The organism is Cupriavidus taiwanensis, from assembly GCF_900250075.1.
Taxonomy (GTDB): Bacteria; Pseudomonadota; Gammaproteobacteria; order Burkholderiales; family Burkholderiaceae; genus Cupriavidus; species Cupriavidus taiwanensis_C.
The window spans coordinates 2,947,262-2,973,418 of the sequence record NZ_LT977070.1 but is presented as its reverse complement, the minus strand read 5'-3'; the positions used below and the strand labels follow the sequence as shown (position 1 = coordinate 2,973,418).

The following is a 26,157-nucleotide window of genomic DNA, read 5'->3' as shown; positions in this document are numbered from 1 at the left end:
CGCGGGCGCGCCATGTCTGAGTTCCGGCGCGCCCTGGCGATCTGGCTGGTGCTGGCGCTCGCGGCGCTGCTGGCGTTCGCCTTGTCGCTGGCGCTGGGCAGCGTAGCGCTCGATGCGCGGGCGCTGTGGCTCGCGCTGAGCGGCGCCGACAGCGGCACCGCCGGCGCCATCGTGCATGAGCTGCGCCTGCCGCGCGCGGCCGCGGCCTTTGCCTGCGGCGGGCTGCTGGCCCTGTCCGGGGCGCTGATGCAGGTGCTGCTGCGCAACCCGCTGGCCGAGCCTTACGTGCTGGGCGTATCGGGCGGGGCCTCCACCGCCGCGCTGCTGGCAATGCTGGCGCTGGCGCCGTGGTGGGGCGTGCAGGCCGCCGCCGCGCTCGGCGCCCTGCTGGCGATGGTGCTGGTGGCATCGCTGGCGCGGCGCGACCTGCTGCATCCGCAGGTGCAGGGCGGCCATCGCGAAGCCGGCGCGCGGCTGCTGCTGACCGGCGTGATCCTGGCTGCCGGCTGGGGCGCGGTGATTACGCTGATCCTGTCGGTCGCGCCGGAGTCGCGCCTGCGCGGCATGCTGTTCTGGCTCACCGGCGATCTGGGCGGCACCGCCAGCTACGGCGGCGCGCTGGCCATGCTGGTGGCGGCGCTGCTGCTGGCCATGCCGATGGCGCGCGCGCTCAACGTGATGCTGCTGGGCGAGACCGTGGCGCAGGCGCTGGGCGTGCGCGTCGGGCGCGTGCGGCTGGCGACCTTCATGCTGGCATCGCTGTGCATTGCCGCGGCCATCACCACCGCCGGCTCGATCGGCTTTGTCGGGCTGGTGGTGCCGCACCTGGTGCGGCTGGCCTGGGGCAACGACCAGCGCATGCTGCTGCCGGCCGCGACGCTGTTGGGCGGCGCGCTGCTGATGGCGGCCGACCTGATCGCGCGCACCGTGGTGGCGCCGGCGCAGTTGCCGGTGGGGGTGATCACCGGGCTGCTGGGCGTGCCGACCTTCCTGTACCTGCTATTGCGGAGGCCGCGATGAGCGCCGCCACGCACTGGTCCTTGCCGCTCGCGGCTTGCCCGCGGCTGACGCTGCGCGAGCTGCGGCTGCGCACCAGCCAGCGCGTGCTGGTGGACCGGCTGAGCCTGGCCATCGGCCCCGGCGAGCTGTGGTGCATCGCCGGCCCCAATGGTGCCGGCAAGTCCACGCTGATGACCGTGCTGGCCGGGTTGCGTCACGCCGACGGCGGCAGCGTCGAGATCGACGGCAACGCGCCGGCGCTGGTCGACCCCGCGCTGCTGGCGCGCCAGCGCGCCTACCTGCCGCAAGCCGTGCACGACACCTTCCCGATGCCGGTGCTCGACGCCGTGCGCGTGGGCCGCCATCCGCACCTCTCGGGTTGGGGCTGGACCGGGCGCGAGGACGACCGCATCGTGCACGACGTGATCCGCGCCATGGATATCGAGGCGCTGGCCGCGCGCGATGTGCTGACGCTGTCCGGCGGCGAGCGCCAGCGTGTCTCGCTGGCCGCGGCACTGGCGCAGCAGGCGCCGCTGCTGTTGCTGGACGAGCCGGTCTCGCACCTGGACCTGCGCCACCAGATCCTGGTGCTGGAGCAGCTGGCCGCGCTGGCCAGGGCCGGGCGCCACGCCATCGTGGTGATCCTGCACGACCTGACGCTGGCGCTGCGCTACGCCACCCATGCCCTGCTGATGGCTGAAGACGGCACCGCGCTGCACGGCCCCGCCGCGCAGGTGCTGACCCCCGAACACTGCTCGCGCGCGCTGCGCACCGCGATCGTCAGCGTCAGCGACGGCGCCCATACCGCGCTGATTCCCGACGGCGCGCGCCCGACCACACCACACTCACACCATGACTGAAAACCACAACCCCGCCGAGCAGGACCCCGACCGCGATGCCCGCCACAAGGCGCGCATGGTGCGCAAGAAGGAAGTCGTCGACGCCAAGATTGCCGCCGCGCAGGACGAGCGCGGCGTGGTCGTCATTACCACCGGCAACGGCAAGGGCAAGTCCAGCTCCGGCTTCGGCATGGTGGTGCGCGCGCTCGGCCATGGCATGCGCGCCGGCGTAGTCCAGTTCATCAAGGGCGCGCAGCCCACCGGCGAAGAAATGTTCCTGCGCCGCTTTCCCGACCAATGCGCCTTCCACGTGATGGGCGAAGGCTATACCTGGGAAACCCAGGACCGCGCCCGCGACGTGGCCAAGGCGCAGGCCGCGTGGGAGGTGGCGCGCGCCATGCTGCGCGATCCCGGCATCGGCCTGGTGCTGCTCGACGAACTCAACATCGCGCTCAAGCTGCACTATCTTGATGTGGAGCAGGTCATCGCCGACCTGCGCGCGCGCCCGCCGATGCAGCACGTGGTCATCACCGGCCGCGGCGCGCCGCCGGCGCTGGTGGAGGCGGCCGACACCGTCACCGACATGACCCCGGTCAAGCACGCGTTCCAGCAGGGCATCAAGGCCCAGCGCGGCGTGGAAATGTAGCCCTTTTTTTCCGAGTACCCGATCCAGGCATCATGCAGTTTCCCGAAATCCCTCCGCTCGACGAAGCGCTGCGCCCCGTGCTGCAGGCCGCCACCGATGACAAGACCAAGCCGCTCGGCGCGCTCGGCCGGCTCGAAGCGCTGGCCCTGCAGCTGGGCCTGATCCAGGGCACCGCGCGGCCGGTGCTGCGCCGGCCCACGGTGATCGTGTTCGCCGCCGACCATGGCGTGGCCGACGCCGGTGTCAGCGCCTATCCGGCCGAGGTCACGGCGCAGATGGTGCAGAACTTCCTGGCCGGCGGCGCGGCCATCAACGTGTTCTCGCGCCAGCACGGCATTGCGCTGGAAATCGTCGACGCGGGCGTGCGCGTGCCGCTGCCGGCGGCGCCGGGCCTGGTCAACTGCCGCATTGCCGATGGCACCCGCAACTTTGCGAACGAGCCCGCGATGACGCCGGCACAGGCGGCCGCGGCGATGACCGCCGGCATGGCGCGCGTGCTGCGCCATGCGCAGCAGGGCTGCAACGTGATCGGCTTCGGCGAGATGGGCATCGCCAATACCTCGGCGGCGGCGTGCCTGATGCAGCGGCTGACCGGCCTGCCGCTGGAGGACTGCATCGGGCGCGGCACCGGGCTGGACGACGCCGGCCTGGCGCGCAAGCGCGAGGTGCTGGCCGGCGCGCTGGCGCGGCACGCCGATGCGCAGGCACCGCTGGACGTGCTGGCCACCTTCGGCGGCTTCGAGATCGCGATGATGGCCGGCGCCTTCCTCGCCGCCGCGGCCAGCCGCATGGTGATCCTGGTCGACGGCTTTATCGCCACGGCCGCGCTGCTGGTGGCGCAGCGGCTGGACCCCAACGTGCTGCCGTACTGCGTGTTCACGCACTGCTCGCACGAGCGCGGCCACCGCGCGCTGCTGGCGCAGTTCGAGGCCGCGCCGCTGCTGGCGCTGGACCTGCGCCTGGGCGAAGGCACCGGCTGTGCGCTGGCGTGGCCGCTGCTGGCCTCGGCCGCGGCGTTCCTGAACGAGATGGCCACCTTCAGCGGCGCCGGCGTCAGCACCGCATCGCCATGAGCGTGCCGACCGACCCGGCGCCCGTGCCCGAACCCGGACCCCGCAGCCCCGCGGGCGTGGCCGGCGAACTGCGCTATTTCCTGACGGCGCTGGGCTACTTTACGCGCGTGCCGCTGCCGGGCTGGCTGGCGCGCTGGGTCGGCTTCGAACCCCATTACCTGCATGCCGCCGCACGCTATTTCCCGCTGGTCGGGCTGCTGGTGGGCGGCGCGGGCGCGCTGGCCACCTGGGGCGCGGCGCTGTGGTGGCCGCCCGGCGTGGCCGTGCTGCTGGGCATGGCCGCGACGCTGCTGCTGACCGGCGCCTTCCATGAAGACGGGCTGGCCGATTGCGTCGATGCCTTCGGCGGTGCGTGGCAGCGCGAGGACGTGCTGCGCATCATGCACGATTCGCGCATCGGCGCGTTCGGCGCGATCGCGCTGGTGCTGGCGCTGCTGCTGAAGTGGCAACTGCTGGTGGCGATCGCCGGGCACGGTGGCATCGCGGTGCTGCTTGCCGTGCTGGTCGTCGCGCATGCCGCCAGCCGCGCGATGGCGGTCAGCTACCTCGCCACGCTGGCCTACGTGCGCCCCGAGGGCAAGGCCAAGCCGGTGGCGCAGAAGCTGGCCGGCGCGGGCCTGGTGTTCGCGCTGCTGTGCGGGCTGGTGCCGCTGTGGCTGATGTCGCCAGGTTTCTGCGCGGTGGCGGTCGGGATGCTGCTGGTGCTGCGCCTGCTGCTCGGCCGCTACTTCGTGCGCCGCATCGGCGGCTATACCGGGGATTGCCTCGGCATGGCCCAGCAATGCGCCGAGATCGGACTCTACCTGGTGGCCGCCGCATGGACGTGGTCCTGATCCGGCATGCGCAGCCGCAGGTGCCGGCAGGCACCTGCTATGGCTGCCTCGACCTGCCGCTGCTGGCGCCGCTGACGCCGCCCGCGGCGCGTATCGTTAGCGGCCTGCCGGCACCGGATCGCATCGTGGCCAGCCCGCTGGCGCGCGCGCTAGGCACGGCACAGGCACTGGCGCAGGCGTGGCCTGGCGGCGTGCCGTACATCGACACCGAACCTGCGCTGCGCGAAATCGACTTCGGCAGCTGGGAGGGCGTGGCCTGGGATGCGATCGACCGCGGCGCGCTCGACCAGTGGGCGGCCGACCTGCTGCATGCGCGCCCGCACGGCGGCGAATCGCCGGCGCAGGCGATGGCGCGGGTGGTTGGCTGGGCCGCGACGCTGGCCGAAGCTCGCGCGCAATGTCTGTGGGTGGTCGGCCATGCCGGGCCGATGCGCATGCTGGCGGCGCACTGGCTGGGCGTGCCGCTGGCGGCCACGCTCAGCTGGGAGCTGGGTTTCGGCGCCAGCTGCGGCTTCAGGCTGGGCCAGGGCGGGGCGCGGCTGGGCTGGTGGAACCGCGCCGGCTGATCAGCGTGCCGGCCGGCGGCCGCGCGCGGTGTCGAGGTCCTTGCACAGCTGCGCCGCGCCTTGCACCACGCGCGGGCCGGCCCGGTTGAGCAGGTCGCCGTCGATCACGAACATGTTGTTGCGCGCCACCGCCGTGACCTGTTTCCAGCGCCGCCACATCTCGAAATCCGGCAACGGCTGGTCCGAGCGCGTGGCGCCCATGCCCGCCGTCACCATCGCTTCGGGATTGCCCGCGATCACCGCTTCGACCGACACCGTCGGCACCAGCGGCGTCTCGGCCGCGAACAGGTTGCGGCCGCCGCACAGCGCCAGCATGTCGCTGACCAGGTGCTGGCCGTTGAGCGTCATCAGCGGCTGCTGCCAGACCTGGTAGAACACCGTCACCGGCGGGCGTGCCGCATAGGTCTTGCGCAGCGTTTCCACTTGCTGGCGGAAGCCGTCGGCGGCGCGCCGCGCGGTGGCTTCGGTGCCCAGCAGCGTGCCGAGCTTCTCGATATTGTCCGGGATTGCCGCCAGCCTGCGCGGCTCGCTGTAGAACAGCGGGATGCCGAGCGCGCGCAGCCGGTCGGCCTGCTTCTGCGCATTGCCGTGGCGCCACACCACGATCAGGTCGGGCTTGAGTGCGGCAATGCGCTCCAGGTCCAGCGCCTTGTTGTCGCCCACGCGCGCGATCTCGCGCGCCTGCGGCGGGTAGTCGCTGTAGCTGACGGTGCCGACGATGCGGTCGCCCGCACCAGCGGCGAACAGCATCTCGGTGACGTGCGGCGCCAGCGAGACCACGCGGCGCGCCGGCTGCGCCAGGGTCACGGTCTGGCCGGCGTCGTCGATGGCGGAGACAGTGGCGCTGGCGGGCAGCGCCGCGAGCAGCAGCGCGCAGGCGAGGACAGGAGTCAGGCGATTCGGCATGGCATGGTCAAGGTCAGGCAGCGGCCGCTAGCGCCGCGTCCAGCCGCTGCCAGGCCAGCGGCTGGTCCGGTGGCAGGCCAAGGCGCAGGCTCGGCGCGCAGCCGCCGGCGGCATCGAAATAACGGGTCCAGACGCCGTGCTGCGCCAGCACGTGTTGCAGCTGCGCCGCGTCGCGATGCGGGACCCAGCAGAACAAGGGATGCATCACCGGCGGCAGGCCGTGGTGTTCCAGCACGGCGGCCAGTCGCGCCCCGCACGCTTGCAGCCGTGCCCGCGTGGCGTGCTGCCACGGCTGGTCGGCCAGCGCGCGGCGCGCCACCTCGCGCGCGGGGCCGGCGACGGTCCAGTGGCCCAGGCGCGCGCGCAGCGCGTCCAGCAGCGCCGGCTGTGCCAGCACGAAGCCGCAGCGGATGCCTGCCAGCCCGTAGAACTTGCCGATCGAGCGCAGCACCACCAGCCCGGGGCTTTCGCTGTGCGCGGCGACGGAGCCGCCGGGCAGGCAATCGATAAAGGCCTCGTCGACCAGCAGCGTGCCGCCGCGCGCCGCCAGCGCGGCATGCCAGCGCAGCAGCGTGGCGGCGGGCAGCACGCGCGCGGTCGGGTTGTTGGGGTTGACGACGACCAGATGATCGAGCGCGTCGGCCAGATCAGGCCGGGTGAAGTCGGCTTCGTCCAGCAGCACCACGGTGTGCCCCGCGGCGGCGAACGCCGGCGCGTATTCGCTGTACCCCAGCGCGGCGATGCCGACCCGCCCCGGGCGCAGCAGCGCCGGCAGCGTGCGGATCGCGGCCTGCGAGCCGGCCACCGGTAGCGCATGGGGCGCGCCGCATGCCGCCGCGGCCAGTTCGGCCAGGCCGTCGTCGTCCTGCGGCAATCGTTGCCACACCTGCGGCGGCAGCGCCGGCACCGCATAGCCGTCGGGGTTGATGCCGGTGGACAGGTCGAGCCAGTCGTCGGCCGCGCGGCCGTAGCGGCGCACCGCGGCAAGCAGGTCGCCGCCATGGCGGATCGGGGGCAGGGCGGTGCTCATGCCGGTGCGGACACCATCAGTGCGGCAAGCGCGCTGGCGGCTGCCAGTGCCAGCCACAGCCATAGCGTGCGTTCGACCAGCCGCAGGCAGGCCATCACATGCGCCGCCTGCGGCGCGGTGCCGGTGCCCAGCGGCGGGCGTTGCTCGATTTCACCGTGATAGCGCGCCGGGCCGCCAAGCCGCACGCCGACGGCGCCGGCTCCCGCGGCCATCACCGGGCCGGCATTGGGGCTCGACCACGCCGGCGCCTGCGTGCGCCAGCAGCGCAGCGCCTGCGCGGTGGCGCCGAGCAGCGCATACGACAGCGCGGTAAGCCGCGCCGGTACCAGGTTGAGCGCATCGTCGAGGCGCGCCGCGGCCCAGCCGAAATGCAGCAGCCGGGGCGTGCGGTAGCCCCACATCGCATCGAGCGTATTCGCCAGCCGGAACACGACCACGGCCGGCGCGCCGCCGGCCAGGAACCAGAACAGCGCGCCGAACACCGCGTCGTTGCCGTTTTCCAGCGCCGATTCGCAGGCGGCGCGGGCCAGCGCCTCGGCGTCGGCATCGGCGGTGTCGCGCGAGACGATGCGCGCGGTCAGCGCGCGCGCGGCGGGCAGGTCGGCCGCGCCCAGCGCGTCGGCGATCGGGGCGATATGCTGGTGCAGGCTGCGCGCGCCCAGCGCCGCGTACAGCGCCAGCGCATGCAGCGCCAGCGCGGCGAGTGGATGCCAGCGGGCCGCGGCGGCCACCAGCCACCATGCCAGCGCGGCCGGGCCCAGCACCAGCGCGCACCAGCCGGCAAGCCCGGCAAGGCGCTGGCGCCATGGCGCATTGCGTTGCGAGGGAGGGTTGAGGCGTCGTTCCAATGCGGCCGCGATGCGGCCGAAGCCCACCAGCGGATGCCAGCGGCGCGGCTCGCCGAGCCAGCGGTCCAGCAGTGTCCCGATCCATGCCGCTGCCACGCATGCCGGCCAGGCCAGCATCAGCATGCGGGATCGGGCCCCTTTACCGCCACCGGGATGCCCGCCACCAGCAGCCGCACGCAGTCGGCCGCGGCGGCCAGCTTCTGGTTCAGGCGGCCCAGTTCATCGACATAGAAACGGGTGATGGCGCCCATCGGGATCACGCCGAAGCCGATCTCGTTCGAGACCAGGATCACGTGGCCGGGCAGCGTCGGCAGCGCGTTGAGCAGCGCCTCGATTTCTTCGGTGAACGCCGCCGGTGGCGTGATCACGCCATGCTCGGGATAGCTGCGGCCATTGGGAAACAGCAGGTTGTTGATCCACAGCGTCATGCAATCGACCAGGATGCAGCCGTCGTGGCGCGCGTTGGCATAGAGCGCATCGGCCAGGTGCACCGGCTCTTCGACCAGGCGCCAGTCGGCGGGGCGGCGCGCGCGGTGCAGCGCGATGCGGACTTCCAGTTCCTGGTCGGCATGGGCCGGGTCCTGGTGCGCGGTGGCGATGTAGGTGACCGGCCCGCCGGTGATGGTGGCGTGGTCGCTGGCAAGCTGTTCGGCGAAGTGGCTCTTGCCGGAACGGGCGCCGCCGAGCACCAGGGTGAGTTGGCGGCCGCCGGTTCCGCTGGCGGCGGCGCGCGGCTGCGCGGCAGGGGCGGTGCCGGACGCGGTGGCGGGTGCGAGGGCCGGGGTTTCCATCCGCGTATTGTAGCCGCCGCATCCGGGCATGGCACGGCCCGCGTGCGGGGCGGTGCGATAATCCGCCGATGCAACCCGACTCTCCGCAATTCCTGCCGCCGGGTGCCCTGCGCGGCACGTTGATGGTCCAGGGCACCACCTCCGATGCCGGCAAGAGCACCATTGTCGCCGGCCTGTGCCGGGTGCTGGCGCGCGCCGGCACGCGCGTGGTGCCGTTCAAGCCGCAGAACATGGCGCTCAACAGCGCCGTCACCGCCGACGGCGGCGAGATCGGCCGGGCCCAGGCGCTGCAGGCGCAGGCCGCGCGGCTGGCGCCGCATACCGACATGAACCCGGTGCTGCTCAAGCCCAGCAGCGACACCGGCGCCCAGGTCATCATCCACGGCCGCGCGCGGCTGGACCTGGACGCGCGTGCCTACCACGCCTACAAGCCGCAGGCGATGCAGGCGGTGCTGGCCTCGCACGCGCGCCTGGCGCAGGCCCATGAGGTGGTGCTGGTCGAGGGCGCCGGCAGCCCGGCCGAGGTCAACCTGCGCGAGCGCGACATCGCCAACATGGGGTTTGCCGAGCAGGTCGAATGCCCGGTGGTGCTGGTCGCGGACATCGACCGCGGCGGCGTGTTCGCGCACCTGGTGGGCACGCTCGACTGCCTGTCCGAGAGCGAGCGCGCGCGCGTGACCGGCTTCATCATCAACCGTTTCCGCGGCGATATCGGGCTGCTGGAGCCGGGACTGGACTGGCTGGTGGCGCGCACCGGCAAGCCGGTGTTCGGCGTGCTGCCGTACCTGCACGGCCTGCACCTCGATGCCGAGGACGCCATCATCGGCGCGCAGGCCGATGTTGGCCAGGCCGCGCGGCGCCTGCGCGTGATCGTGCCGGTGCTGCCGCGCATCGCCAACCATACCGATTTCGACGCACTGCGCGCGCATCCGCAGGTGGACCTGCAGTTTGTCGGCCCCGGCCGGCCCATCCCGCCCGCCGACCTGGTGGTGCTGCCAGGCAGCAAGAACGTGCGCGGCGACCTCGACTTCCTGCGCGCCCAGGGCTGGGACGCGGCGCTGGCGCGGCACCTGCGCTACGGCGGCAAGCTGGTCGGCATCTGCGGCGGCATGCAGATGCTGGGGCGGCAGGTGCACGACCCCGATGGCCGCGAAGGCCCCGCCGGCAGCAGCGCGGGGCTGGGCTGGCTCGATTTTGAAACCACGCTGGCCGCCGACAAGCAGTTGCGCCAGGTGCGCGGCCGGCTTGCGCTGGACCCGGCCGACGCGCCGGTGCGCGGCTACGAGATCCACCTCGGCGTCACCACCGGCAAGGGGCTGGAGCAGCCGGCGCTGTGGCTTGACCGCGGCGACGGCACCCTGCGGCCGGACGGGGCGCGCTCGGCCGATGGCCAGGTGCTGGCCACCTATGTGCACGGCCTGTTCGACGATCCCGCCGGCTGCCAGGCGCTGCTGCGCTGGGCCGGGCTGGAACACGCCCAGGCGGTCGATCTCGACGCGCTGCGTGAAGCGTCGATTGAGCGCCTGGCCGACACCCTGGCCGCGCACCTGGACCTGGCGGCACTGCTGGCGCCGTTGCGGCGCTGAGGTCGTGGCGCTGAGGTTGCGACGGGCAGGCGGCGGCAAGCAGCGGCCCTGCTAGAATCGCGAATCCTTCGCATTCGCATCGTGGCATGGAGATGGCTTTTCCGCCATATTCCGCGCCTTGCAGCGTCCGCTCAACGTACTTCACCCCGTCATGGTTACCGGCCGCCTGCGCGTCGTCCTCGTCAAGCTGCATCGTTATATCGGCCTGAGTCTCGGCCTGCTGTTCGTCCTGATGGGGCTGACCGGCATGACCATCGCCTGGCGCGATGAACTCGACGCCTGGCTCAATCCCGACCTGCTGGTGGCGTCCGCGCCGATGACCGCGCCGGTGACTCCGGACACGCTCCAGGCCGTGACCGAGCGGCTTGCGGCGCCGCCCTACGGCAAGCCCAACCTGCTGATGCTGCCGACCCATGCCGACGGGGTCTTTATCGCCTGGTATCCGGTCAAGGGACCCGGCGGCGTGGTGGCGGGGCGCTCGCGCCAGGTGATGGTCGACCCGGTCACGCTGGCGGTGAAGGGCGAACGCGTCTGGGGCGAGCCGGGGCTGTCGCGCCAGCTGCTGCTGCCCACGCTGTTCCACCTGCACCGCTACCTGCTGTCGGGCGATACCGGCAAGACCATCACCGGCGTCGCCGGCATGCTGCTGTTGCTGACCACGCTGGTGGGGGTGGCGGCATGGTGGCCCAAGATGAAGCTGCGCTCGGTGGTGCAGGCGTTCCGCATTACGCATGGCGGCTCATGGTCGCGCTTCAACTATTCGCTGCACCGCGCCGGCGGCATCCTGGCCGCGCCGGTGCTGGCCGTGATCGCGTTTTCCGGCTGGTACCTGAACCTGCCCAAGTGGGTCACGCCGATCGTGGCGGGCGTGATGACGGTGACGCCACCAGCCAAGCACGTCTCGGCGCCGGCGCCGGCGGGGGCGCGGCCGCTGGAGGCGGGCGAGATCATGGCCGCGGCGCAGGCGCAGTTCCCGCAGGCGCAGGTCACCCGCATCGGCTTCCCGCGCAAGCCCGGCGACGCCTTCGAGATCCGGCTGTGCCAGCCCGGCGAGGTGCGCCAGCACACCGGCGCCACGCGGCTCTGGCTCGATGCCTGGACCGGCGCGCCCCTGGGCGTGCGCGACCCGCACCAGGCGCCCGCCGGCGACACGCTGCTGAACTGGCAGTTTCCGCTGCATACCGGCGAGGCCTTCGGCCTGCCGGGGCGGATCTTCATCACGCTGTTCGGGCTGGCGCCGCTGGCATTTGCCGTGACCGGCACGCTGATCTGGTGGAAGCGGCGGCGCGGCCACCAGCGCCATGTGGTGAAGAGCGCGCAGCGCGCCGGCATGCACCGGGCATAAAAAAAGGCAGGCCTGCGGGCCTGCCTTTTTCTTTGGCGGACGCGGCTGCGCCGCTCAGATTTCCAGGTTGTCGATCAGCCGGGTCGCGCCCAGCCGGGCCGCGGTCAGGATTACCAGCGGCTCGCCGGCGAGGAATTCCTCGCGCGTCGGTGCCTGCAGGTTGACGCGCTTGCGGATCGACACATAGTCCGGCTTCCAGCCGCGCTGTTCCAGCGACGCGCGGGCGCTGGCCTCCACCGCCAGCAGGTCGGCCGAGGCGCGGTCGCCGCCGAGCACGGTGTCGCGCACGTCGTGCAGGGTGCGGTACAGCACCGGCGCCTCGGCGCGCTCGTCCGGGCTCAGGTAGCGGTTGCGCGACGACAGCGCCAGGCCGTCTTCGGCGCGCACGGTCTCGGCGGGAATGATGTCGATCGGCAGCGCGAACTGCTGCACCATCTGGCGCACGATCATCAGCTGCTGGTAGTCCTTCTTGCCGAACACCGCCACGCGCGGCTGCGCGCACGAGAACAGCTTCATCACCACCGTGCACACGCCCTTGAAGAAGCCGGGGCGGAACTCGCCTTCGAGGATGTCGCCCAGGTCGTGCGGCGGCTCGACGCGGTATTCCTGCGGCACCGGGTACATGTCGCGCTCGGAGGGCGCGAACAGCACGTAGACGCCTTCGCTCTGCAGTTTTTCGATGTCGTCCTGCAGCGTGCGCGGGTACTTGTCGAAATCCTCGTTCGGGCCGAACTGCAGGCGGTTGACGAAGATGGATGCCACCACCGGGTCGCCGTGCTGGCGCGCCAGGCGCATCAGCGACAGGTGGCCTTCGTGCAGGTTGCCCATGGTGGGGACGAAGGCCGCGCGGTTCTGGCCGCGCAACTGGTCCCGCAGCTCTTGGATGGAGGAAATGACTTTCATCTGCCTTGGTGTGCTGGTCGTGTAGGGGTGACCCGGACGCCGGTCCGCGGCGCGCGGCGGCTGCCGTGCCGGTCTGGGCCGGCTGTCGGCGGATTGTAGATCAACTGGGGCGGGGCTAGCCTCGGCGGTTCGGACGGGTCAGCTGGGGCTGTACGCCAATCGCACATAAATCGGCGCGAACGGCTCGGCCTGGGTGATCTCCACCAGCGCTTCGCGCGACAGCTCGAGCATGGCGATGAAGTTCACCACCACCACCGGCACGCCCTTGCCGGAGCGCACCGCGTCCTCGAACAGCTCCGAGAACTCCATGAAGCGCGCATGCTGCAGCCGGCGCAGGATCTGGCTCATGTGCTCGCGCACCGACAGCTCCTCGCGCGAGATCTTGTGGTGCTGGTTGAGCTTGGCGCGCTTGAGCACGTCGGCCCAGGCCGCCTGCAGGTCGACGGTTTCGACGTCGGGAAAGCGCGGCGCCAGGCTCTGTTCGATATACACCTGCGAGCGCAGGAAGTCGCGGCCCAGCTGCGGCACCGTATCCAGGCGCTGCGCGGCCAGCTTCATCTGCTCGTATTCCAGCAGGCGGCGCACCAGCTCGGCGCGCGGGTCTTCGGCTTCCTCGTCGCTGTCGGCCTTCTTGACCGGCAGCAGCATGCGCGACTTGATCTCGATCAGCATCGCCGCCATCAGCAGGTATTCCGCCGCCAGCTCAAGGTTGGTCTTGCGGATCTGCTCGATATACGACAGGTACTGCCGCGTGACCTGCGACATCGGGATGTCGAGGACATTGAAGTTCTGCTTGCGGATCAGGTACAGCAGCAGGTCCAGCGGGCCTTCGAAGGCTTCAAGGAAGATCTCGAGCGCGTCCGGCGGGATGTAGAGGTCCTGCGGCAGCTTGAACAGCGGCTCGCCGTACAGGCGCGCGAACGCCATCCCGTCGACCATGTCGGCGGGGCCGGCCGGGCCGGCGGCGGCAGCGGGCGCCACGGCGGGCAGCTCCACGGGCAGCGGCAGCTTGTCCTGGTCGGCTGCGCTCATGGTGCGCTCGGCTCGGGGGCGGCGGGGATCAGTTGTCCTGCGAGTAGACGTAGGGCTTCTGCGCCACGCGCGAAGCCTGGGCGCGGGCGCGCTCTTCGAGGTCGATCGGTGCCTTGTCCCACAGCAGGGCGCGGCCGTCGCGCTGCTCGGCCTCCAGCGTCGGGCGCTCTTGCTTGAGCTGCTTCAGGAACTGGGTGATATCGGATTCGTAGAGGGCCATGTTCAACCGGGATGCACCCGTGCGGGCGCCAGATAGGTACAGTGGGCCATGATTTTACAGTATCGGCTCCCCGGGATGCACGCCAGACCGTAGCCGGGGGCCGCGACGGCACCGCAACGCGTGGGAAAGTTCCGGGCGCGCGGCCGGGTGTGGTCAAATACCGACTTTGTATGTGTGGACAATGGGGCGATGCCGCAAGACACCGCTAACACCGCTGACTCGGCTGGCCGTGCCGCCAGGAGCCTGGCCGCGCGCGCACCGGGCGTGCTCGCGGCGCTGGTGCTGGCACTTGCCGCGGGTGCGGTCCAGGCCGCCTACAAGGTCGAGGTCGAAGCGCCCAAGCCGATCCGCGAGATGCTCGAGGAGCACCTCGACCTGGCCCGCTACAAGGATCGCACCGACCTGTCGCAAGACCAGTTCGACTACATGGTCGAGACCGTCGGCGAGCAGGTGCGGGCCTTCACCTCCACCGAAGGCTATTTCGATCCCACCACCACCACCCGCGTCGAGGGCGAGGGCGACCAGCGCGTGGTGCATGTGATGGTCGACCCCGGCGCGCGCACGCTGATCCGCAACGTCGACCTGCAGGTGACCGGCCCGGCGGCGACCCAGTCGCCCGAACAGGTGGCGGAGATGAAGGCCAAGTGGGGCCTGCCCGCGGGCGAGCCGTTTCGCCAGGACGACTGGGACAAGGCCAAGGAAGACGCGCTGGTGACGCTGCAGAGCCATACCTACTACGGCGCGCGGCTGGCCGCGTCGCAGGCGCGGGTCGAGCCGGACGAGCTGCGCGCGGACCTGTCGGCGCACTACGTCAGCGGCCCGGCCTACCGCCTGGGCCCGCTCAAGGTCACGGGCACGCGCCGCTACCCGGAACAGATCATCGTCAACGTCAACCCGCTCAACGAGGGCGAGCCGTACCGGGTCGAGCGGCTGCTGGAGCTGCAGCGCGCGATCCAGAACCAGCCGTATTTCTCCAACGTGCAGGTCGACCTGGAGCCGCCGCCGGATGCCGAGCAGGCGCCGGACGGGGTGGTCACCGCGCCAGTGTCGGTGCGCGTGCGCGAATATCCGGTGCACCGGCTCAACAGCGGCGTCGGCTTTACCACCGATACCGGGGCCCAGGTCGAAGGGCGCTATTCCTACTACAACCTGTTCAACCGCGCCTGGACCTTCGATTCGCAGGCGCGCATCGAACAGAAGCGCTCCTACCTGTTCGCCGAGGCGGCGATGCCGCCGTCGCGCGGTGCCTACCGAAACAGCGTCTACAGCAGCTACGAGCGCACCATCGACATCGAGAACACCGACACCACCAGCCTGCGCGCGGGCCTGAAGCGCTCGCGCTCGCGCGAGAAGTACGACGTGACCACGTCGCTGGATTTCTACTACGACAAGCTGCTGCCGGTGGGCCAGGCCAGCCAGATCAGCAAGGCGCTGGTGCCGGCCTTTGCATGGACCCGGCGCGATGTCGACAACCCGGTATTTCCGCGCCGCGGCAACGTGATCAACACCCAGATCGGGGTGGCCGCCAAGAACCTGCTCAGCGATGCCACCTTCCTGCGGCTGTACGGCCGGATCCGCCAGTACGTGCCGGTGGGCAAGCGCGACCTGGTGGTGGCGCGGCTGGAGCTGGGCGCCGACCTGACCGGCGACAGCGCCAGCCAGATCCCGGCGACGCTGCGCTTCCGCGCCGGCGGCACCGACTCGATCCGCGGCTACAGCTACCAGTCGATCGGCACGCCCAGCGGCGCCAGCATCCTGCCGGCCAAGTACCTGGCCACCGGCAGCCTGGAGTACCAGTACTGGTTCAAGCCGGACTGGGGCGTGGCCGTGTTCTGGGATGCCGGCACCGCCGCCAACGACCTGCGCGGCGTGACCATCTACAACGGCGTGGGCGTCGGCGTGCGCTGGCGCACGCCGGTGGGCCCGCTGCAGCTGGACGTTGGCTATGGCATCCAGGAGCAGCAGTTCCGGCCGCATATCTCGCTGGGGGTGGCGTTCTGATGAACGTGCACGACCTGCCTTCCGTGCCCGGCGGCGGCGACGCCGCGCCGCCATCCGGTCCGGCACCGCGCAAGCGCCGGCGGCTGTGGCGCGCGCTGGGCTGGCTGGCCGGCATCCTGCTGTTGCTGGTGGTGGTGCTGGCGGCCGCCGGCGTGGCGGCGCTGCGCACCGAAACCGGCACGCGCCACCTGTGGACGCTGGCCACGCGGCTGTCGGCCGGCATGCTCGGCGGCCGCCTGGAAGGCGGCACCGTGGCGCACGGCCTGCGCCTGCGCGACGTGGTGTTCGTGAGCGGCCAGACGCGCGTGACGGTCGACCGCGTCGACGGCAGCTGGAAGCTGAGCTGGCAGCCGCGGCGGCTGCATGTGCAGTGGCTTCGCATCGGCAAGGCCGAAGTGCGGCTCGGGCCGTCCGAGCCCAGCACGGAGCCGATGCGCAAACCCGCTTCGCTCGAACTGCCGCTGGCCGTCGATGTCGATGCGCTGACGCTCGAGCGCCTGGCGCTGGTGCAGGGCCCGGCGCCCACCGCCGAGCCGATGGTGTTCGGCAACCTGTCAGGCGCGCTGCACAGCGACGGCCAGCGCCACCGCGTCAGCGTCGACAAGCTGGAAACGCCCTACGGCAAGCTCGCCGCCAACGCGCAGCTGGGCGCCGCCGCGCCGTTCGCGCTCAGCGCCGAAGCCTTGCTGGAAAGCAGCTGGCAAGACGAGGCCTTTGCCGTCAATGCCACCGCCAACGGCAACCTCGACGCCTTGCGCGCCGAGGTGCAGGCCAGCGGCGAGCGCATCCGGCTGCGTGCCGGCGCCGACCTGACGCCCTTCGGCAAGGTGCCGTTCACGCACCTGCTGGTCGACGGCGACCGCATCAACCCGCGCCTGTTCAGCCCGTCGGCGCCGCACGCCAACCTGACCGTGCATGCCGAGCTGCGGCCGGTGGATGGCGTGGCGGCCGGCAGCAACGCGGCGGGGGCTTCGGCGCCTGCGGCCTCCGCGCCATCGCCGGCATCGGCGGCCTCTGCCCCCGCGGCCGCGCCCGCGCCCGCGCCCGCGCCGGCGCCGCTGGCGGTCGCCGGCGAGATCGAGATCCGCAACCTGGAGGCCGGCCCGCTCGACCGCGAGCGGCTGCCGGTGCAGTCGGTGCGCGCCCGGGTCGAACTGAGCGAGGCGGCGCAGACGGTGTCGGACCTGCGCGTGGCGCTGCCCGGCAAGGCCGAGATCGCCGGCAGCGGCTCGCTGCGCGGCGGCCGCGGCGGCTTCGACCTGGACGTGCGCCGGCTGGACCCGGCGGCGCTGCATGGCTCGCTGACCAGCGCCAGCCTGTCAGGCCCGGTGGTGGTCCGCCTCGAGCCGGGCCGCCAGAGCGTGGCGCTGGACCTGTCCGGCGGCCAGCTCAAGCTATTTGCCGACGCCAGCATGGACGCCGAGACCGTGACCCTGGCCGCGCTGCGCGCCGTGGTCGGCACCGGCCTGCTGACCGCCGAGGGCAAGCTGGGGCTGAAGGACAAGCAGCCGTACAGCTTCAAGGGCAAGCTGTCGGCGTTCGATCCGTCGCGCCTGGCCAAGGTGGCCGCGGGCCGGATCAATGCGGATTTCACTGCGACCGGCGAGCTCGCGCCGCAACTGGGCGTGGCGCTGGACTTCGCCGTGCATGAAAGCGAATACGCGGGCCTGCCGATGACCGGCGGCGGCAAGCTGCGCCTGGCGGGCGAGCGGCTGTTGCCGAGCGAGGCCGCGCTCAGCATGGCCGGCAACCAGGCCAGCCTGCGCGGCAGCTTCGGCGCGCGCGGCGATGCGCTGAAACTGGCGGTCGATGCGCCGCAACTGGAGCGCCTGAAGTTCGGCGTGGCCGGCCAGCTCAAGCTCGACGCCACCATCACCGGCACGCTGAAGAAGCCCGAGGTGGTGGCCGACTACAACGCGCAAACGCTGGAAGTGGGCCCGCACAAGGTGGCCAGCGCCAGCGGCCGCGCCGAGATCCGCGGCGGGCTGGACGGCCCGCTGTCGGTGCAGCTGGCGGCGCGCGGCTACCGCGGCCCGCACGCCAGCCTCGCCACGCTCGACGCCACCCTCAACGGCACCCAGGCCAACCACGGCTTCGACGTCAAGGCGGCCGGCAGTATGAACCAGCGGCCCCTGCAGCTGGCGCTGGCGGGTCAGGGCGCGTGGCGGGGCAAGGACGGCTGGAACGGCACCATCCGCACGCTGGAAGAGCGCGGCACCGTCAACCTGCGCCTGGCCGCCCCGACGCAGCTGCTGGTGGCCGACCAGCGCGTGCGCCTGGGCGCGACACGCCTGCTGCTGGACCGCGCCACGCTGGCGATCGACAGCCTGGACTGGGATCACGGCCGCATCCGCAGCGCCGGCAGCCTCGACGGCCTGCAGGTGGCGCGCGTGCTGGAGCTGATGGAAACCATCACCGGCGAGCGCCCGCCGGTGCGTTCCGACCTGGTCATCGACGGCCGCTGGAACCTGGCGCTGGCCGAGACCGCCACCGGCTTTGCGGAAGTGCGCCGGCGCAGCGGCGACCTGTCGGTCAACGCGGGCCGGGGCTTCACCACGCTCGGCCTGGGCGAGACCAGCCTGCGCGCCGACGCCGGCGGCAACCGCATCGCGCTGCGCGGCGGCATGGTGTCGGGGCGCATCGGCAAGGTGGTGGTCGATGCCTCGGCCGGGCTGGTGCAGGAGCAGGGGCTGCAGACCGTGGGCCCGGCCTCGACGCTGGGCGGAACCGTCACCGTCGACGTGCCGCGGCTGAAGTCGCTGGAAGCGCTGACCGGCCCGCAGTACGCCTTCGACGGCCGCCTGGCCGCGGCGATGCGGCTGGCCGGCACGGTGGCGGCGCCGCTGCTGACCGGCACCATCAATGGCGACGACCTCGCGGTCACGCTGTACGACCAGGGGTTGCGCCTGACCGACGGCACCGTGCGCGTGGTGCTGGACCAGAACACGGTCGAGCTCAGGCAGGTGGAGTTCCATGGCGGCGAGGGCAAGCTCACCGCCACCGGCAATATCAAGCTGGGCGAGGCCGATCCCAACCTGACCGGCCGCATCGTCGCCGACAAGCTGCAGCTGTTCGCCAGCCCGGAACGCACCCTCGTGGTGTCGGGCGATGCCAGCATCGCCAACGAGAACAAGCAGGTGGTGATCCGCGGCAAGTTCCGCGTCGACCGGGGGCTGTTCGACCTGCCCAAGGCCGGCGCGCCGGTGCTGGGCGACGATGTCGTGGTGATCCGGCGCAAGGACCAGCGCGCGGTCAAGACCGCGGCCACGCCGGTGCCGGAAAGCAAGCCCGCCAGCCGCTTCAGCCCGGTGATCGACCTGAGCGTCGACCTGGGCAACAACTTCCGCTTCCGCGGTGCCGGCGCCGACCTGCTGCTGGCCGGGCAGATGGGCGTGAAGAGCGAACCGCTGGCACCGATCAAGGCCACCGGCACGGTGCGCGTCACCGACGGCACCTACGAGGCCTTCGGGCGCAAGCTGGACATCGAACGCGGCATCATCAATTTCAACGGCCCGATCGACAACCCGAACATGAACATCCGCGCCATGCGCCGCAACCAGGAGGTCGAGGCCGGCGTCGAAGTCACCGGCACGGTGCGACTGCCGCGCGTGCGGCTGGTGTCGGAGCCCAACGTGCCCGACGAGGACAAGCTGTCGTGGCTGATGTTTGGCTACGGCGCGGAAAGCGCGGGCGCCGGCCAGCAGCGCCAGCTGAGCGGCTCGGCACTGGGCGGCGCCGCGCTGGGGCTGATCGGCGGCAAGGCCGGCAAGGGCATCGTCTCGCATTTCGGCATCGACGAATTCTCGATCGGGCCCAGCACCGCGGGCCTGAACGACCAGCAGGTGGTCAGCATGGGCAAGGCCATCACCGACCGCATGTCGGTCGGCTACGAGCAGAGCCTGACCTCGGCCTCGAACGTGGTGAAGCTGAGCTGGCAGTTTTCGCGGCGCTGGTCGCTGATTGCCAAGGGCGGTTCCATCAACGGTTTGTCGGTCTTGTTCAACCGCCGCTTCGATACCTGGGCCAACCTGTTCAGCGGGGCCCCGAATCGCGGCACCAGGAGGAGCCAGCAGGATGAAAGCCAGCCACTCGACCCCCAGGGCGCCGCACAGGCGGCCTCGGCCGTCATCGCCGAGCCGGTGCGCCGATGACTTCCCTTCGACCTTTGCCGCGTCGCCGCGACGCCTTGCCGCCATGGGACTGATTGCCTCGATGCTTGCGCTGTTCGGCTGCGACCAGCAGAAGGTCGATGAAGCCATGAAGAAGGCGGGCGAGACCGCGCGCAACACCTGGAACGCGATCAAGCCCGACAGCGAGCTGTTCAAGGGCATCGTGCCGGGCCAGTCGACCGAGGAAGACCTGCGCCGCCAGGCCGGCAAGCCCGAGATCGTCTGGGAAGAGGCCGACGGCGGGCGCCGCCTGGAATACCCGCGCGGCCCCGAGGGCACCACCACGTGGATGGTCACCATCGGCGCCGACGGCAAGGTCGCTAAGATCGAGCAGGTGCTGTCGGCCGAGAATTTCGCGCGCGTGCGCGCCGGCATGAGCAAGGACGATATCCGCCGCCTGCTGGGCAAGCCCACCAAGGTGGAAGCGTTCGCGCTGAAGAAGGAAGAGGTGTGGGGCTACCGCTGGATGGAAACCTCGACCGACAAGGCCTTCTTCAACGTGCATTTCAACAGCGACGGCACCGTCACCACCACCTCGCGCAGCGACGATCCGTCGCGGATGCAGGGCGGCTGACGCGCGCCCCTGCATCGCGCCCCGACCCTCAGTGAAGGAGATGGCAGGCGGCCACGTGCGCCGGCGCGGCTGAACCGGCGGCCGGGTCCAGCCGCAACATGCGGGGGATCTCGGTGGCGCAGGCCGGCACCGCCCGTGGGCAGCGCGGATGGAACTTGCACCCAGCTGGCGGGTTCAGCGCCGAGCCGATATCGCCCAGGATCAGGCCCTCGGCCGGCTGGTGGTCGGGATCGGGCCGCGGCGCCGAGCCCAGCAGTGCCTGCGTGTAGGGGTGGCGCGGGGCGCTGAACACCGCGGCGCTGGGCCCGCTTTCGGCCATATTGCCCAGGTACATCACGCCCACGGCCGAGCTGAAGTGCTCCACCAGTGCCAGGTCATGGGCGATCACCACATAGGCCAGGCCGAAGCTGCGCTGGATATCGGACAGCAGGTTGACGATCTGCGCCCGGATCGAGACATCCAGTGCCGAGGTGGGCTCGTCCAGCACGATCAGACGCGGCTGCAGCGCCAGCGCGCGCGCCACGGCAATGCGCTGGCGCTGGCCGCCGCTGAACTCGTGCGGGTACAGGTCCAGCGCGCCGGGCGGCAGGCCGACGATCTCCAGCAGCTCCAGCAGCCGCCGGCGCAGCGCGGCGCGGTCGCCGCCCTGGCCGTGCGCAAGCAGCGGCTCGGCCAGCAGCATGCCTACCTTCAGGCGCGGATTGAGCGACGAGGACGGGTCCTGGAACACCGCCTGCACCTGGCGCCGGTAGCCCAGCACGCCCTTGCGGTCCAGCGCCAGCACGTCCTGGCCGTCGAAGCGGATGGTGCCGGCGCTGGGGCGCTCAAGCAGCAGCAGCTGCCTGGCGATGGTGGTCTTGCCGCAGCCGGACTCGCCCACCAGCGCATAGGTCTGGCCGGCATCCACGGCAAAGCAGACGCCGTCGACGGCGCGCACCGTGCCGCCGCCGCGCGCGGGGAAATGCTTCTTCAGGTTTTCGACTTCGAGCAGCATGGCTGCCTCCTGGGTTCTTAGCCGGCCGAGGCCAGCCAGCAGCTGACCTGGTGGCCGGATTCGAGTTCGATCTCGGGGGGATAGGCGTCGTCGCACAGCGGCTTGCGGTGCGGACAGCGCGCCGCGAAGCGGCAGCCGTGCGGCGGGTCGACCAGGCTGGGCGGGCTGCCCGGGATGGCGTACAGCCGCTCGCGCCGGTCGCCGAAATGCGGGATGGCCTGCAGCAGCGCCTGCGTATAGGGATGGGCGGCGCGCTGGTACAGCGTGCGCACGTCGCCGGTCTCGACGATGCGCCCGGCGTACATCACCGCGACCCGGTGGCAGATGCTGGCCGCCACGCCCAGGTCGTGCGTGATCAGGATGATGCCGACGCCGGTCTGGGCCTGGATCCTGCGGAACAGCGCCATGATCTGCACCTGGATGGTCACGTCCAGTGCCGAGGTGGGCTCGTCGGCCACCAGCAGCCGCGGCGCGCTGGCGATGGCCATGCCGGTCACCACGCGCTGGCGCATGCCGCCGCTGAACTGGTGCGGATAGTCGTCCAGCCGCGTCTCGGGCGACGGGATGCGCACGCTTTCCAGCACCTGCACCACCTGGCGCCGGCGCGCTGCGCGGCTGTCGGCAAGGCCGTGGTAGTGCAGCGGCGCGCCGACCTGGTCACCGACGGTGAACACCGGATTGAGCGAGGTCAGCGGATCCTGCGAGATCATGGCGATCTTGCGGCCGCGGTACTGCGCGCTCATGGTCTTTTCCGGCAACTGCAGCAGGTCCACGCCATCGAGCAGCACCTTGCCGCCCAGGCGCACGCCGCCCTGGCGCGGCAGCAGGCGCAGGATCGAGAGGATGGTCATGGACTTGCCGGAGCCCGACTCGCCCACCACGCCCAGGGTCTCGCCCTGGTTCACATGCAGGTCGACGCCGTCGACGGCGCGCACCAGGCCGCGGCGCAGTTCGAGGTGGGTGGTCAGGCCCTGCACCGACAGCATCGGCGCGCCGTGCGAGGACGTGTCGGGGGCGGCCGCTGGCAACGGGCGTTGGGTCACGTGCGGGTCCGGGCCGGTCATAGCTGCCTCCGTTTCGGGTCGAAGTGGTCGCGCAGCCAGTCGCCCAGCAGGTTGGACGCCAGGCAGGTGGCCATGATCGCAAGCCCGGGCATGGTGATGGCCCACCACGCGTTGGTGATGTAGTTGCGCGCATCGGCCAGCATCAGCCCCCACGACACGTCGGGCTGCTGGATGCCCAGGCCGAGGAAGCTCAGCGAGGCCTCGAAGATGATCACCTGCCCCACCTGCAGCGTGGCCAGCACCAGCAGGGTGTTGAGCAGGTTGGGCAGCAGGTGGCGGCGGAAGATGGTGAGCGTGCCGCAGCCCGCCACGCGCGCCAGCGCCACGTAGTCGCGCTGCTTGAGCGACATCACCTCGCCGCGCACGATGCGCGCGTACCAGGTCCAGTAGGTGACCACGATCACCAGCACCACGGTCTCGAAGCCCGGGCCCAGCACCGCGGCCAGCACCAGCGCCAGCGCCAGCGCGGGGATCGACATCTGGATGTCGACCAGCCGCATGATGAGCGCATCCAGGCGGCCGCCGAAGTAGCCGGCCAGCATGCCCGCGGCGGTGCCGATGCCGCCGGAGATGAGGATGGCGTACAGCGCGACCACCAGCGAGATGCGCGTGCCGGCCATGATGCGCGTGAGCAGGTCGCGCCCCATGTTGTCGGTGCCGAGCGGATAGGCCCAGCTGCCGCCGGCCAGCCATGCCGGCGGCTGGAACGCGAGCCCGAGGTCGAGGCCGTTGGGGTCGTGCGGCAGCAGCGCCTCGCCGCCGATGGCGCAGGCCAGCAGCAGCGGCAGCACCGCCAGCGCAAACCACGGCAGGCCGCGCAGGTTGTGCCGCGGGCGCTGGCGCACCGGCGCGGTGGCGCGGGCAGGAGGCATGGCGATCTCAGGCATGGCGGATCCTCGGGTCGATCAGGCCGTAACTCAGGTCGACCAGCAGGTTGGACAGCACGAACAGCACGGAGGTGAGCATCACGCCCGCCTGCACCACGGGAAAATCGCGCGCGAACACGGCCTCGACCACGGTGCGGCCGACGCCGGGCCAGGCGAAGATGACCTCGACCACGAAGGCGCCGCCCAGCATCGCCGCGAAGTAGACGCCGAGGATCGTCACCAGCGGAATCGCCGCGTTGCGCAGCGCGTACTTCCAGATCAGCACGCGCTCGGGCAGGCCCATGGCGCGGCCCATGCGGATGTAGTCGCTGTCGAGCACGTCGAGCATGGCCGAGCGCACCACGCGGGTCTGCGCCGCCACCGGATACCAGCCCAGCGCCATCGCGGGCAGCACCAGGCTGTGCCACGATTCGCGCCCGAAGGCCGGCAGCCAGTTGAGCTGCACCGCGAACAACAGGATCAGCAGCAGGCCGACCCAGAAGTTGGGCATGGCCTGGCCCGCCATGGCGAAGACCTTGGCGAAGCGGTCGAACCACGAGCCGCGGTAGACCGCCGACAGCACCCCGAACGGCACCGCCATCGCGATCGAGAACGCCAGCGCGGCCAGCGCCAGTTCCACCGTCGCCGGCAGCCGCTCCAGGATCAGGCCGAGCGCCGGCTCCTGCCAGCGGTAGGAGTTGCCGAAGTCGCCGGTGACGGCGTTGCGCAGGAATACCAGGTACTGCGCCGCCAGCGGCTGGTCCAGGCCGAGGTGCTGGCGGGTCTGTTCGATGACCTCGGGCGGCGCGTCGGCCGGCAGCAGCAAGGCCAGCGGGTCGCCGGACAGGCGCGAGATCAGGAAGATGATCACGCTCGCGCCAAGGATGCTGATCAGGCCGTGCAGCAGGCGTTTGGCAATAGGCATGACAGGCTCCGTCGGGGATTCGTCGGCGGGGAACCGCGTCCGGCACGGGCGCCGGACGCGGCGGCGGGTCAGCGCTGCTTCCAGCTGACTTCCTGGAATGAGCGCCAGTAGTCGCGGATGGGCCAGGGCACGTAGTGGATCTTGTTGTCGCGCCAGGCAAAGGTGACCAGCGGCCGGTAGGTAGGCAGGCCGCCCAGGACGCGCTCCTGCTTGAGCCGCGCGATCTGCTGCAGCAGCGCGGTGCGTGCCGCCGGGTCCATGGTCTGGCGCTGCTTTTCCAGCAGCGCATCGACCTCGGGGTCGCTGGTGTAGGAGTAGGTGCCCCAGCCGCCGCCGCTCTGGTAGCTGTGCAGGTGGCCGGACCAGGCCAGCCCGGGGTCGCCGGGCAGCCCCTGCGACCACATCCAGCTCAACACCCCATCCATCTCCGGCGGGCCGGTGCGCCCCCGCTTGCCCAGGCTGATCCACGCGCCGTACTCCAGGTTGCGTACCTGGCAGCGGATGCCCACCGCGCTCAGGTAGGCGTACATGGCTTCGCCGACTTCCTTCACGCCCGGCTCGCGCGGCGTGGTCAGGTTGTAGCAGGGCGTGTCGAAGCCATTGGGGTAGCCCGCCTGCTTCAGCAGCTCGCGCGCCCGCTTCTGGTCAAAGGCATAAGGCTTGAGCGCGGGGTCGTAGCCGTTGGACTCCTTGCCGACCTGCGCATAGCGCTCGCCCTGGCCGAACAGCACGCGCTTGATGATGGCGTCGACATCGATGGCATGCGCGGCCGCCTGGCGCACGCGCACGTCGTTGAACGGCGACTTCGGCATCTGCGTGTTGAAGTTCAGGAAGAGGTTGTTGCCGCTGACCAGCGTGACGGTCTTCACGCCCGGCATCTTCTTGAACTCTTCCACCATCGACGGCGGCACGTTGTCGATGAAATCGACCTTGCCGGTCTTGAAGGCGGCCACCCGCGTCAGATCTTCGGGAATCACCTTGATGGTCAGTTCCTTGACGCCCGGGCGCTTGTCCTGGTTCCAGTAGCCGTCGAAGGCTTCCAGCTTCAGTTCGTCCTTGACCGTGCGCGAGACGAACTTCCACGGTCCGGTGCCGACCGGTTTCCTGGCGAAGGCTTCCTCGCCCACCGTCTGGATGTACTTCTTGGGCATGGCCCACAGCTGCATGTTGCCGACCAGGAACTGCGCGTCCGGCTCCTTGAAATGCAGCTTGAAGCGGTGCGCGTCGACGATCTCGAAGCGCTCGACCGACGAGACATAGTGCGAGAAGAAGCTGCTCTTGGGATCACGCTGGCGCTGCCACGAGAACTCCATGTCCTCGGACGTCAGCGGGTCGCCGTTGTGGAAGCGCACGCCCTTGCGCAGCTGCACGTCCAGCACCGGTTTGCCATCCTTGCCGGTCTCCAGCTTCCAGCTCTGCGCCAGCCAGTTCTCGTCCTTGAGCGCGGCGTTGCGGCGCACCAGCATCTCGAAGATCTGGCCGACAAAATAATGGTCGACGCCGGCCGAGATCTTGACCGGATCCAGCGTGGTGGATTCCGCGCCGAAGGCCACCGTAAGGCTGCCGGTGGCGGGCGCTGGCGCGGCGCCGGGGGCGAGCGGCGCGATGGCCGCGGCGACGATGCCGGCCAGCAACCGGTGGCGGGTGGCGCCGGACAGTGTCTTCACTTGCATGGTGCTCCTCCTGTTGCGCCGTCTCGTGGCGGCGCTGTGGGTGTGAACCAGGGATGCGCTCAGCGCGGGAAGCTGCTCTCGAGCTGGCGCACCACCTCCAGCAGCCGCGGCCGCACTTCCTGCAGCAGGAACGACGGCGACAGCCGGAACGACGGACCGCCCACGTTGATCGCCATGGGCGCCATGCCCGGGCCGTGGTGACTCCGTGGTGGTGCCCAGGCGCGCACAAGGCGCGTGGCTGGTCGCCGGTGCTTCGGTGCGGGCGGGTCGCGCT

23 protein-coding genes are annotated in these 26,157 nt (G+C 71.1%); 11 read left to right on the top strand and 12 right to left on the bottom strand.

All coding sequences use genetic code 11. The features are described 5' to 3' along the window. Positions 1–12 precede the first annotated feature (12 nt). Genes CBM2588_RS13855 through CBM2588_RS13830 form a run of 6 tightly spaced genes read left to right on the top strand, consistent with a single transcriptional unit; the run spans position 13 to position 4,956 of the window. Entirely contained in the window at positions 13–1,020 is a 1,008-nt protein-coding gene (locus tag CBM2588_RS13855; RefSeq protein WP_115680981.1) for a FecCD family ABC transporter permease, read from the top strand. Then, positions 1,017–1,859, top strand: coding sequence for an ABC transporter ATP-binding protein (locus CBM2588_RS13850; protein WP_115680980.1), 843 nt, complete (start codon positions 1,017–1,019; stop codon positions 1,857–1,859). The genes CBM2588_RS13855 and CBM2588_RS13850 overlap by 4 nt, the downstream gene beginning before the upstream one ends. After that, positions 1,852–2,484 carry a cob(I)yrinic acid a,c-diamide adenosyltransferase gene (gene cobO, locus CBM2588_RS13845; RefSeq protein ID WP_115680979.1) on the top strand — a complete coding sequence of 211 codons (633 nt, stop codon included), beginning with the start codon at positions 1,852–1,854 and terminating at the stop codon, positions 2,482–2,484. The genes CBM2588_RS13850 and cobO overlap by 8 nt, the downstream gene beginning before the upstream one ends. Before the next feature lie 32 nt (positions 2,485–2,516). Continuing rightward, positions 2,517–3,557 carry a nicotinate-nucleotide--dimethylbenzimidazole phosphoribosyltransferase gene (cobT, locus tag CBM2588_RS13840; protein ID WP_115680978.1) on the top strand — a complete coding sequence of 347 codons (1,041 nt, stop codon included), beginning with the start codon at positions 2,517–2,519 and terminating at the stop codon, positions 3,555–3,557. Beyond that, entirely contained in the window at positions 3,554–4,390 is an 837-nt protein-coding gene (locus CBM2588_RS13835) for an adenosylcobinamide-GDP ribazoletransferase (protein ID WP_115680977.1), read from the top strand. The genes cobT and CBM2588_RS13835 overlap by 4 nt, the downstream gene beginning before the upstream one ends. Next, positions 4,375–4,956, top strand: coding sequence for a histidine phosphatase family protein (locus CBM2588_RS13830; RefSeq protein ID WP_115680976.1), 582 nt, complete (start codon positions 4,375–4,377; stop codon positions 4,954–4,956). Before CBM2588_RS13835 ends, CBM2588_RS13830 begins: the two co-directional genes overlap by 16 nt. Here the strand turns inward: CBM2588_RS13830 and CBM2588_RS13825 are convergent, their stop codons facing one another. Genes CBM2588_RS13825 through cobU form a run of 4 tightly spaced genes read right to left on the bottom strand, consistent with a single transcriptional unit; the run spans position 4,957 to position 8,561 of the window. Then, positions 4,957–5,862 carry a cobalamin-binding protein gene (locus CBM2588_RS13825; protein WP_115680975.1) on the bottom strand — a complete coding sequence of 302 codons (906 nt, stop codon included), beginning with the start codon at positions 5,860–5,862 and terminating at the stop codon, positions 4,957–4,959. 13 nt (positions 5,863–5,875) lie between these two features. After that, a complete protein-coding gene (gene cobD, locus CBM2588_RS13820) occupies positions 5,876–6,892 on the bottom strand; it encodes a threonine-phosphate decarboxylase CobD (protein ID WP_115680974.1) in 1,017 nt (338 codons plus the stop codon). Next, complete coding sequence (locus tag CBM2588_RS13815) at positions 6,889–7,863, bottom strand: CobD/CbiB family cobalamin biosynthesis protein (RefSeq protein ID WP_115680973.1); 975 nt, start codon at positions 7,861–7,863, stop codon at positions 6,889–6,891. The genes cobD and CBM2588_RS13815 overlap by 4 nt, the downstream gene beginning before the upstream one ends. Next, positions 7,857–8,561: a bifunctional adenosylcobinamide kinase/adenosylcobinamide-phosphate guanylyltransferase gene (gene cobU, locus CBM2588_RS13810; RefSeq protein ID WP_115680972.1), complete on the bottom strand. Its 705-nt coding sequence runs from the start codon at positions 8,559–8,561 to the stop codon at positions 7,857–7,859. The genes CBM2588_RS13815 and cobU overlap by 7 nt, the downstream gene beginning before the upstream one ends. Positions 8,562–8,599: 38 nt before the next feature. Here cobU and CBM2588_RS13805 point away from each other — a divergent pair, with 38 nt between their 5' ends. Beyond that, entirely contained in the window at positions 8,600–10,117 is a 1,518-nt protein-coding gene (locus CBM2588_RS13805; RefSeq protein ID WP_115680971.1) for a cobyric acid synthase, read from the top strand. Between the two features lie 151 nt (positions 10,118–10,268). Then, a complete protein-coding gene (locus tag CBM2588_RS13800; protein WP_115680970.1) occupies positions 10,269–11,462 on the top strand; it encodes a PepSY-associated TM helix domain-containing protein in 1,194 nt (397 codons plus the stop codon). A gap of 54 nt (positions 11,463–11,516) precedes the next feature. Here CBM2588_RS13800 and panC read toward each other — a convergent pair whose 3' ends face one another. From panC to CBM2588_RS13785, 3 genes are all read right to left on the bottom strand, one after another. Then, a complete protein-coding gene (gene panC / locus CBM2588_RS13795) occupies positions 11,517–12,365 on the bottom strand; it encodes a pantoate--beta-alanine ligase (RefSeq protein ID WP_018008058.1) in 849 nt (282 codons plus the stop codon). Positions 12,366–12,503: 138 nt separating this feature from the next. Beyond that, complete coding sequence (locus tag CBM2588_RS13790; RefSeq protein ID WP_115680969.1) at positions 12,504–13,397, bottom strand: segregation and condensation protein A; 894 nt, start codon at positions 13,395–13,397, stop codon at positions 12,504–12,506. A 28-nt stretch (positions 13,398–13,425) separates the two neighbouring features. Next, positions 13,426–13,617, bottom strand: a complete 192-nt coding sequence (locus CBM2588_RS13785) for a DUF3460 family protein (RefSeq protein WP_018008060.1) — start codon at positions 13,615–13,617, stop codon at positions 13,426–13,428. Between the two features lie 189 nt (positions 13,618–13,806). Between CBM2588_RS13785 and CBM2588_RS13780 the strand changes: the two genes are divergently transcribed. From CBM2588_RS13780 to bamE, 3 genes are read left to right on the top strand one after another with little or no spacing between them, the layout of a single operon-like run. After that, on the top strand, positions 13,807–15,618 hold the full coding sequence (locus CBM2588_RS13780) for an autotransporter assembly complex protein TamA (RefSeq protein ID WP_115680968.1): 1,812 nt from the start codon (positions 13,807–13,809) through the stop codon (positions 15,616–15,618). After that, entirely contained in the window at positions 15,618–19,769 is a 4,152-nt protein-coding gene (locus CBM2588_RS13775) for a translocation/assembly module TamB domain-containing protein (RefSeq protein WP_115680967.1), read from the top strand. Before CBM2588_RS13780 ends, CBM2588_RS13775 begins: the two co-directional genes overlap by 1 nt. Before the next feature lie 43 nt (positions 19,770–19,812). Further along, entirely contained in the window at positions 19,813–20,361 is a 549-nt protein-coding gene (gene bamE / locus CBM2588_RS13770) for an outer membrane protein assembly factor BamE domain-containing protein (RefSeq protein ID WP_115680966.1), read from the top strand. Between the two features lie 28 nt (positions 20,362–20,389). Here the strand turns inward: bamE and CBM2588_RS13765 are convergent, their stop codons facing one another. From CBM2588_RS13765 to CBM2588_RS13745, 5 genes are all read right to left on the bottom strand, one after another. Further along, positions 20,390–21,355, bottom strand: coding sequence for an ABC transporter ATP-binding protein (locus tag CBM2588_RS13765; protein ID WP_115680965.1), 966 nt, complete (start codon positions 21,353–21,355; stop codon positions 20,390–20,392). 17 nt (positions 21,356–21,372) lie between these two features. After that, positions 21,373–22,419: an ABC transporter ATP-binding protein gene (locus tag CBM2588_RS13760; RefSeq protein ID WP_115680964.1), complete on the bottom strand. Its 1,047-nt coding sequence runs from the start codon at positions 22,417–22,419 to the stop codon at positions 21,373–21,375. Then, positions 22,416–23,306, bottom strand: a complete 891-nt coding sequence (locus CBM2588_RS13755; RefSeq protein WP_115680963.1) for an ABC transporter permease — start codon at positions 23,304–23,306, stop codon at positions 22,416–22,418. Before CBM2588_RS13755 ends, CBM2588_RS13760 begins: the two co-directional genes overlap by 4 nt. After that, a complete protein-coding gene (locus CBM2588_RS31360) occupies positions 23,299–24,210 on the bottom strand; it encodes an ABC transporter permease (protein WP_115680962.1) in 912 nt (303 codons plus the stop codon). The genes CBM2588_RS13755 and CBM2588_RS31360 overlap by 8 nt, the downstream gene beginning before the upstream one ends. Before the next feature lie 68 nt (positions 24,211–24,278). After that, the gene (locus CBM2588_RS13745; RefSeq protein WP_115680961.1) at positions 24,279–25,883 is read right to left on the bottom strand and encodes an ABC transporter substrate-binding protein; all 1,605 of its coding nucleotides are present in this window, start codon (positions 25,881–25,883) and stop codon (positions 24,279–24,281) included. Between the last annotated feature and the right edge of the window lie 274 nt (positions 25,884–26,157).

Coding starts and splice junctions, on each gene's coding strand:
- CBM2588_RS13855 (WP_115680981.1), top strand. CDS start 13: ATGTCTGAGTTCCGGCGCGCCCTGGCGATCTGGCTGGTGCTGGCGCTC.
- CBM2588_RS13850 (WP_115680980.1), top strand. CDS start 1,017: ATGAGCGCCGCCACGCACTGGTCCTTGCCGCTCGCGGCTTGCCCGCGG.
- cobO (WP_115680979.1), top strand. CDS start 1,852: ATGACTGAAAACCACAACCCCGCCGAGCAGGACCCCGACCGCGATGCC.
- cobT (WP_115680978.1), top strand. CDS start 2,517: ATGCAGTTTCCCGAAATCCCTCCGCTCGACGAAGCGCTGCGCCCCGTG.
- CBM2588_RS13835 (WP_115680977.1), top strand. CDS start 3,554: ATGAGCGTGCCGACCGACCCGGCGCCCGTGCCCGAACCCGGACCCCGC.
- CBM2588_RS13830 (WP_115680976.1), top strand. CDS start 4,375: ATGGACGTGGTCCTGATCCGGCATGCGCAGCCGCAGGTGCCGGCAGGC.
- CBM2588_RS13825 (WP_115680975.1), bottom strand. CDS start 5,862: ATGCCGAATCGCCTGACTCCTGTCCTCGCCTGCGCGCTGCTGCTCGCG.
- cobD (WP_115680974.1), bottom strand. CDS start 6,892: ATGAGCACCGCCCTGCCCCCGATCCGCCATGGCGGCGACCTGCTTGCC.
- CBM2588_RS13815 (WP_115680973.1), bottom strand. CDS start 7,863: ATGCTGATGCTGGCCTGGCCGGCATGCGTGGCAGCGGCATGGATCGGG.
- cobU (WP_115680972.1), bottom strand. CDS start 8,561: ATGCCCGGATGCGGCGGCTACAATACGCGGATGGAAACCCCGGCCCTC.
- CBM2588_RS13805 (WP_115680971.1), top strand. CDS start 8,600: ATGCAACCCGACTCTCCGCAATTCCTGCCGCCGGGTGCCCTGCGCGGC.
- CBM2588_RS13800 (WP_115680970.1), top strand. CDS start 10,269: ATGGTTACCGGCCGCCTGCGCGTCGTCCTCGTCAAGCTGCATCGTTAT.
- panC (WP_018008058.1), bottom strand. CDS start 12,365: ATGAAAGTCATTTCCTCCATCCAAGAGCTGCGGGACCAGTTGCGCGGC.
- CBM2588_RS13790 (WP_115680969.1), bottom strand. CDS start 13,397: ATGAGCGCAGCCGACCAGGACAAGCTGCCGCTGCCCGTGGAGCTGCCC.
- CBM2588_RS13785 (WP_018008060.1), bottom strand. CDS start 13,617: ATGGCCCTCTACGAATCCGATATCACCCAGTTCCTGAAGCAGCTCAAG.
- CBM2588_RS13780 (WP_115680968.1), top strand. CDS start 13,807: ATGCCGCAAGACACCGCTAACACCGCTGACTCGGCTGGCCGTGCCGCC.
- CBM2588_RS13775 (WP_115680967.1), top strand. CDS start 15,618: ATGAACGTGCACGACCTGCCTTCCGTGCCCGGCGGCGGCGACGCCGCG.
- bamE (WP_115680966.1), top strand. CDS start 19,813: ATGGGACTGATTGCCTCGATGCTTGCGCTGTTCGGCTGCGACCAGCAG.
- CBM2588_RS13765 (WP_115680965.1), bottom strand. CDS start 21,355: ATGCTGCTCGAAGTCGAAAACCTGAAGAAGCATTTCCCCGCGCGCGGC.
- CBM2588_RS13760 (WP_115680964.1), bottom strand. CDS start 22,419: ATGACCGGCCCGGACCCGCACGTGACCCAACGCCCGTTGCCAGCGGCC.
- CBM2588_RS13755 (WP_115680963.1), bottom strand. CDS start 23,306: ATGCCTGAGATCGCCATGCCTCCTGCCCGCGCCACCGCGCCGGTGCGC.
- CBM2588_RS31360 (WP_115680962.1), bottom strand. CDS start 24,210: ATGCCTATTGCCAAACGCCTGCTGCACGGCCTGATCAGCATCCTTGGC.
- CBM2588_RS13745 (WP_115680961.1), bottom strand. CDS start 25,883: ATGCAAGTGAAGACACTGTCCGGCGCCACCCGCCACCGGTTGCTGGCC.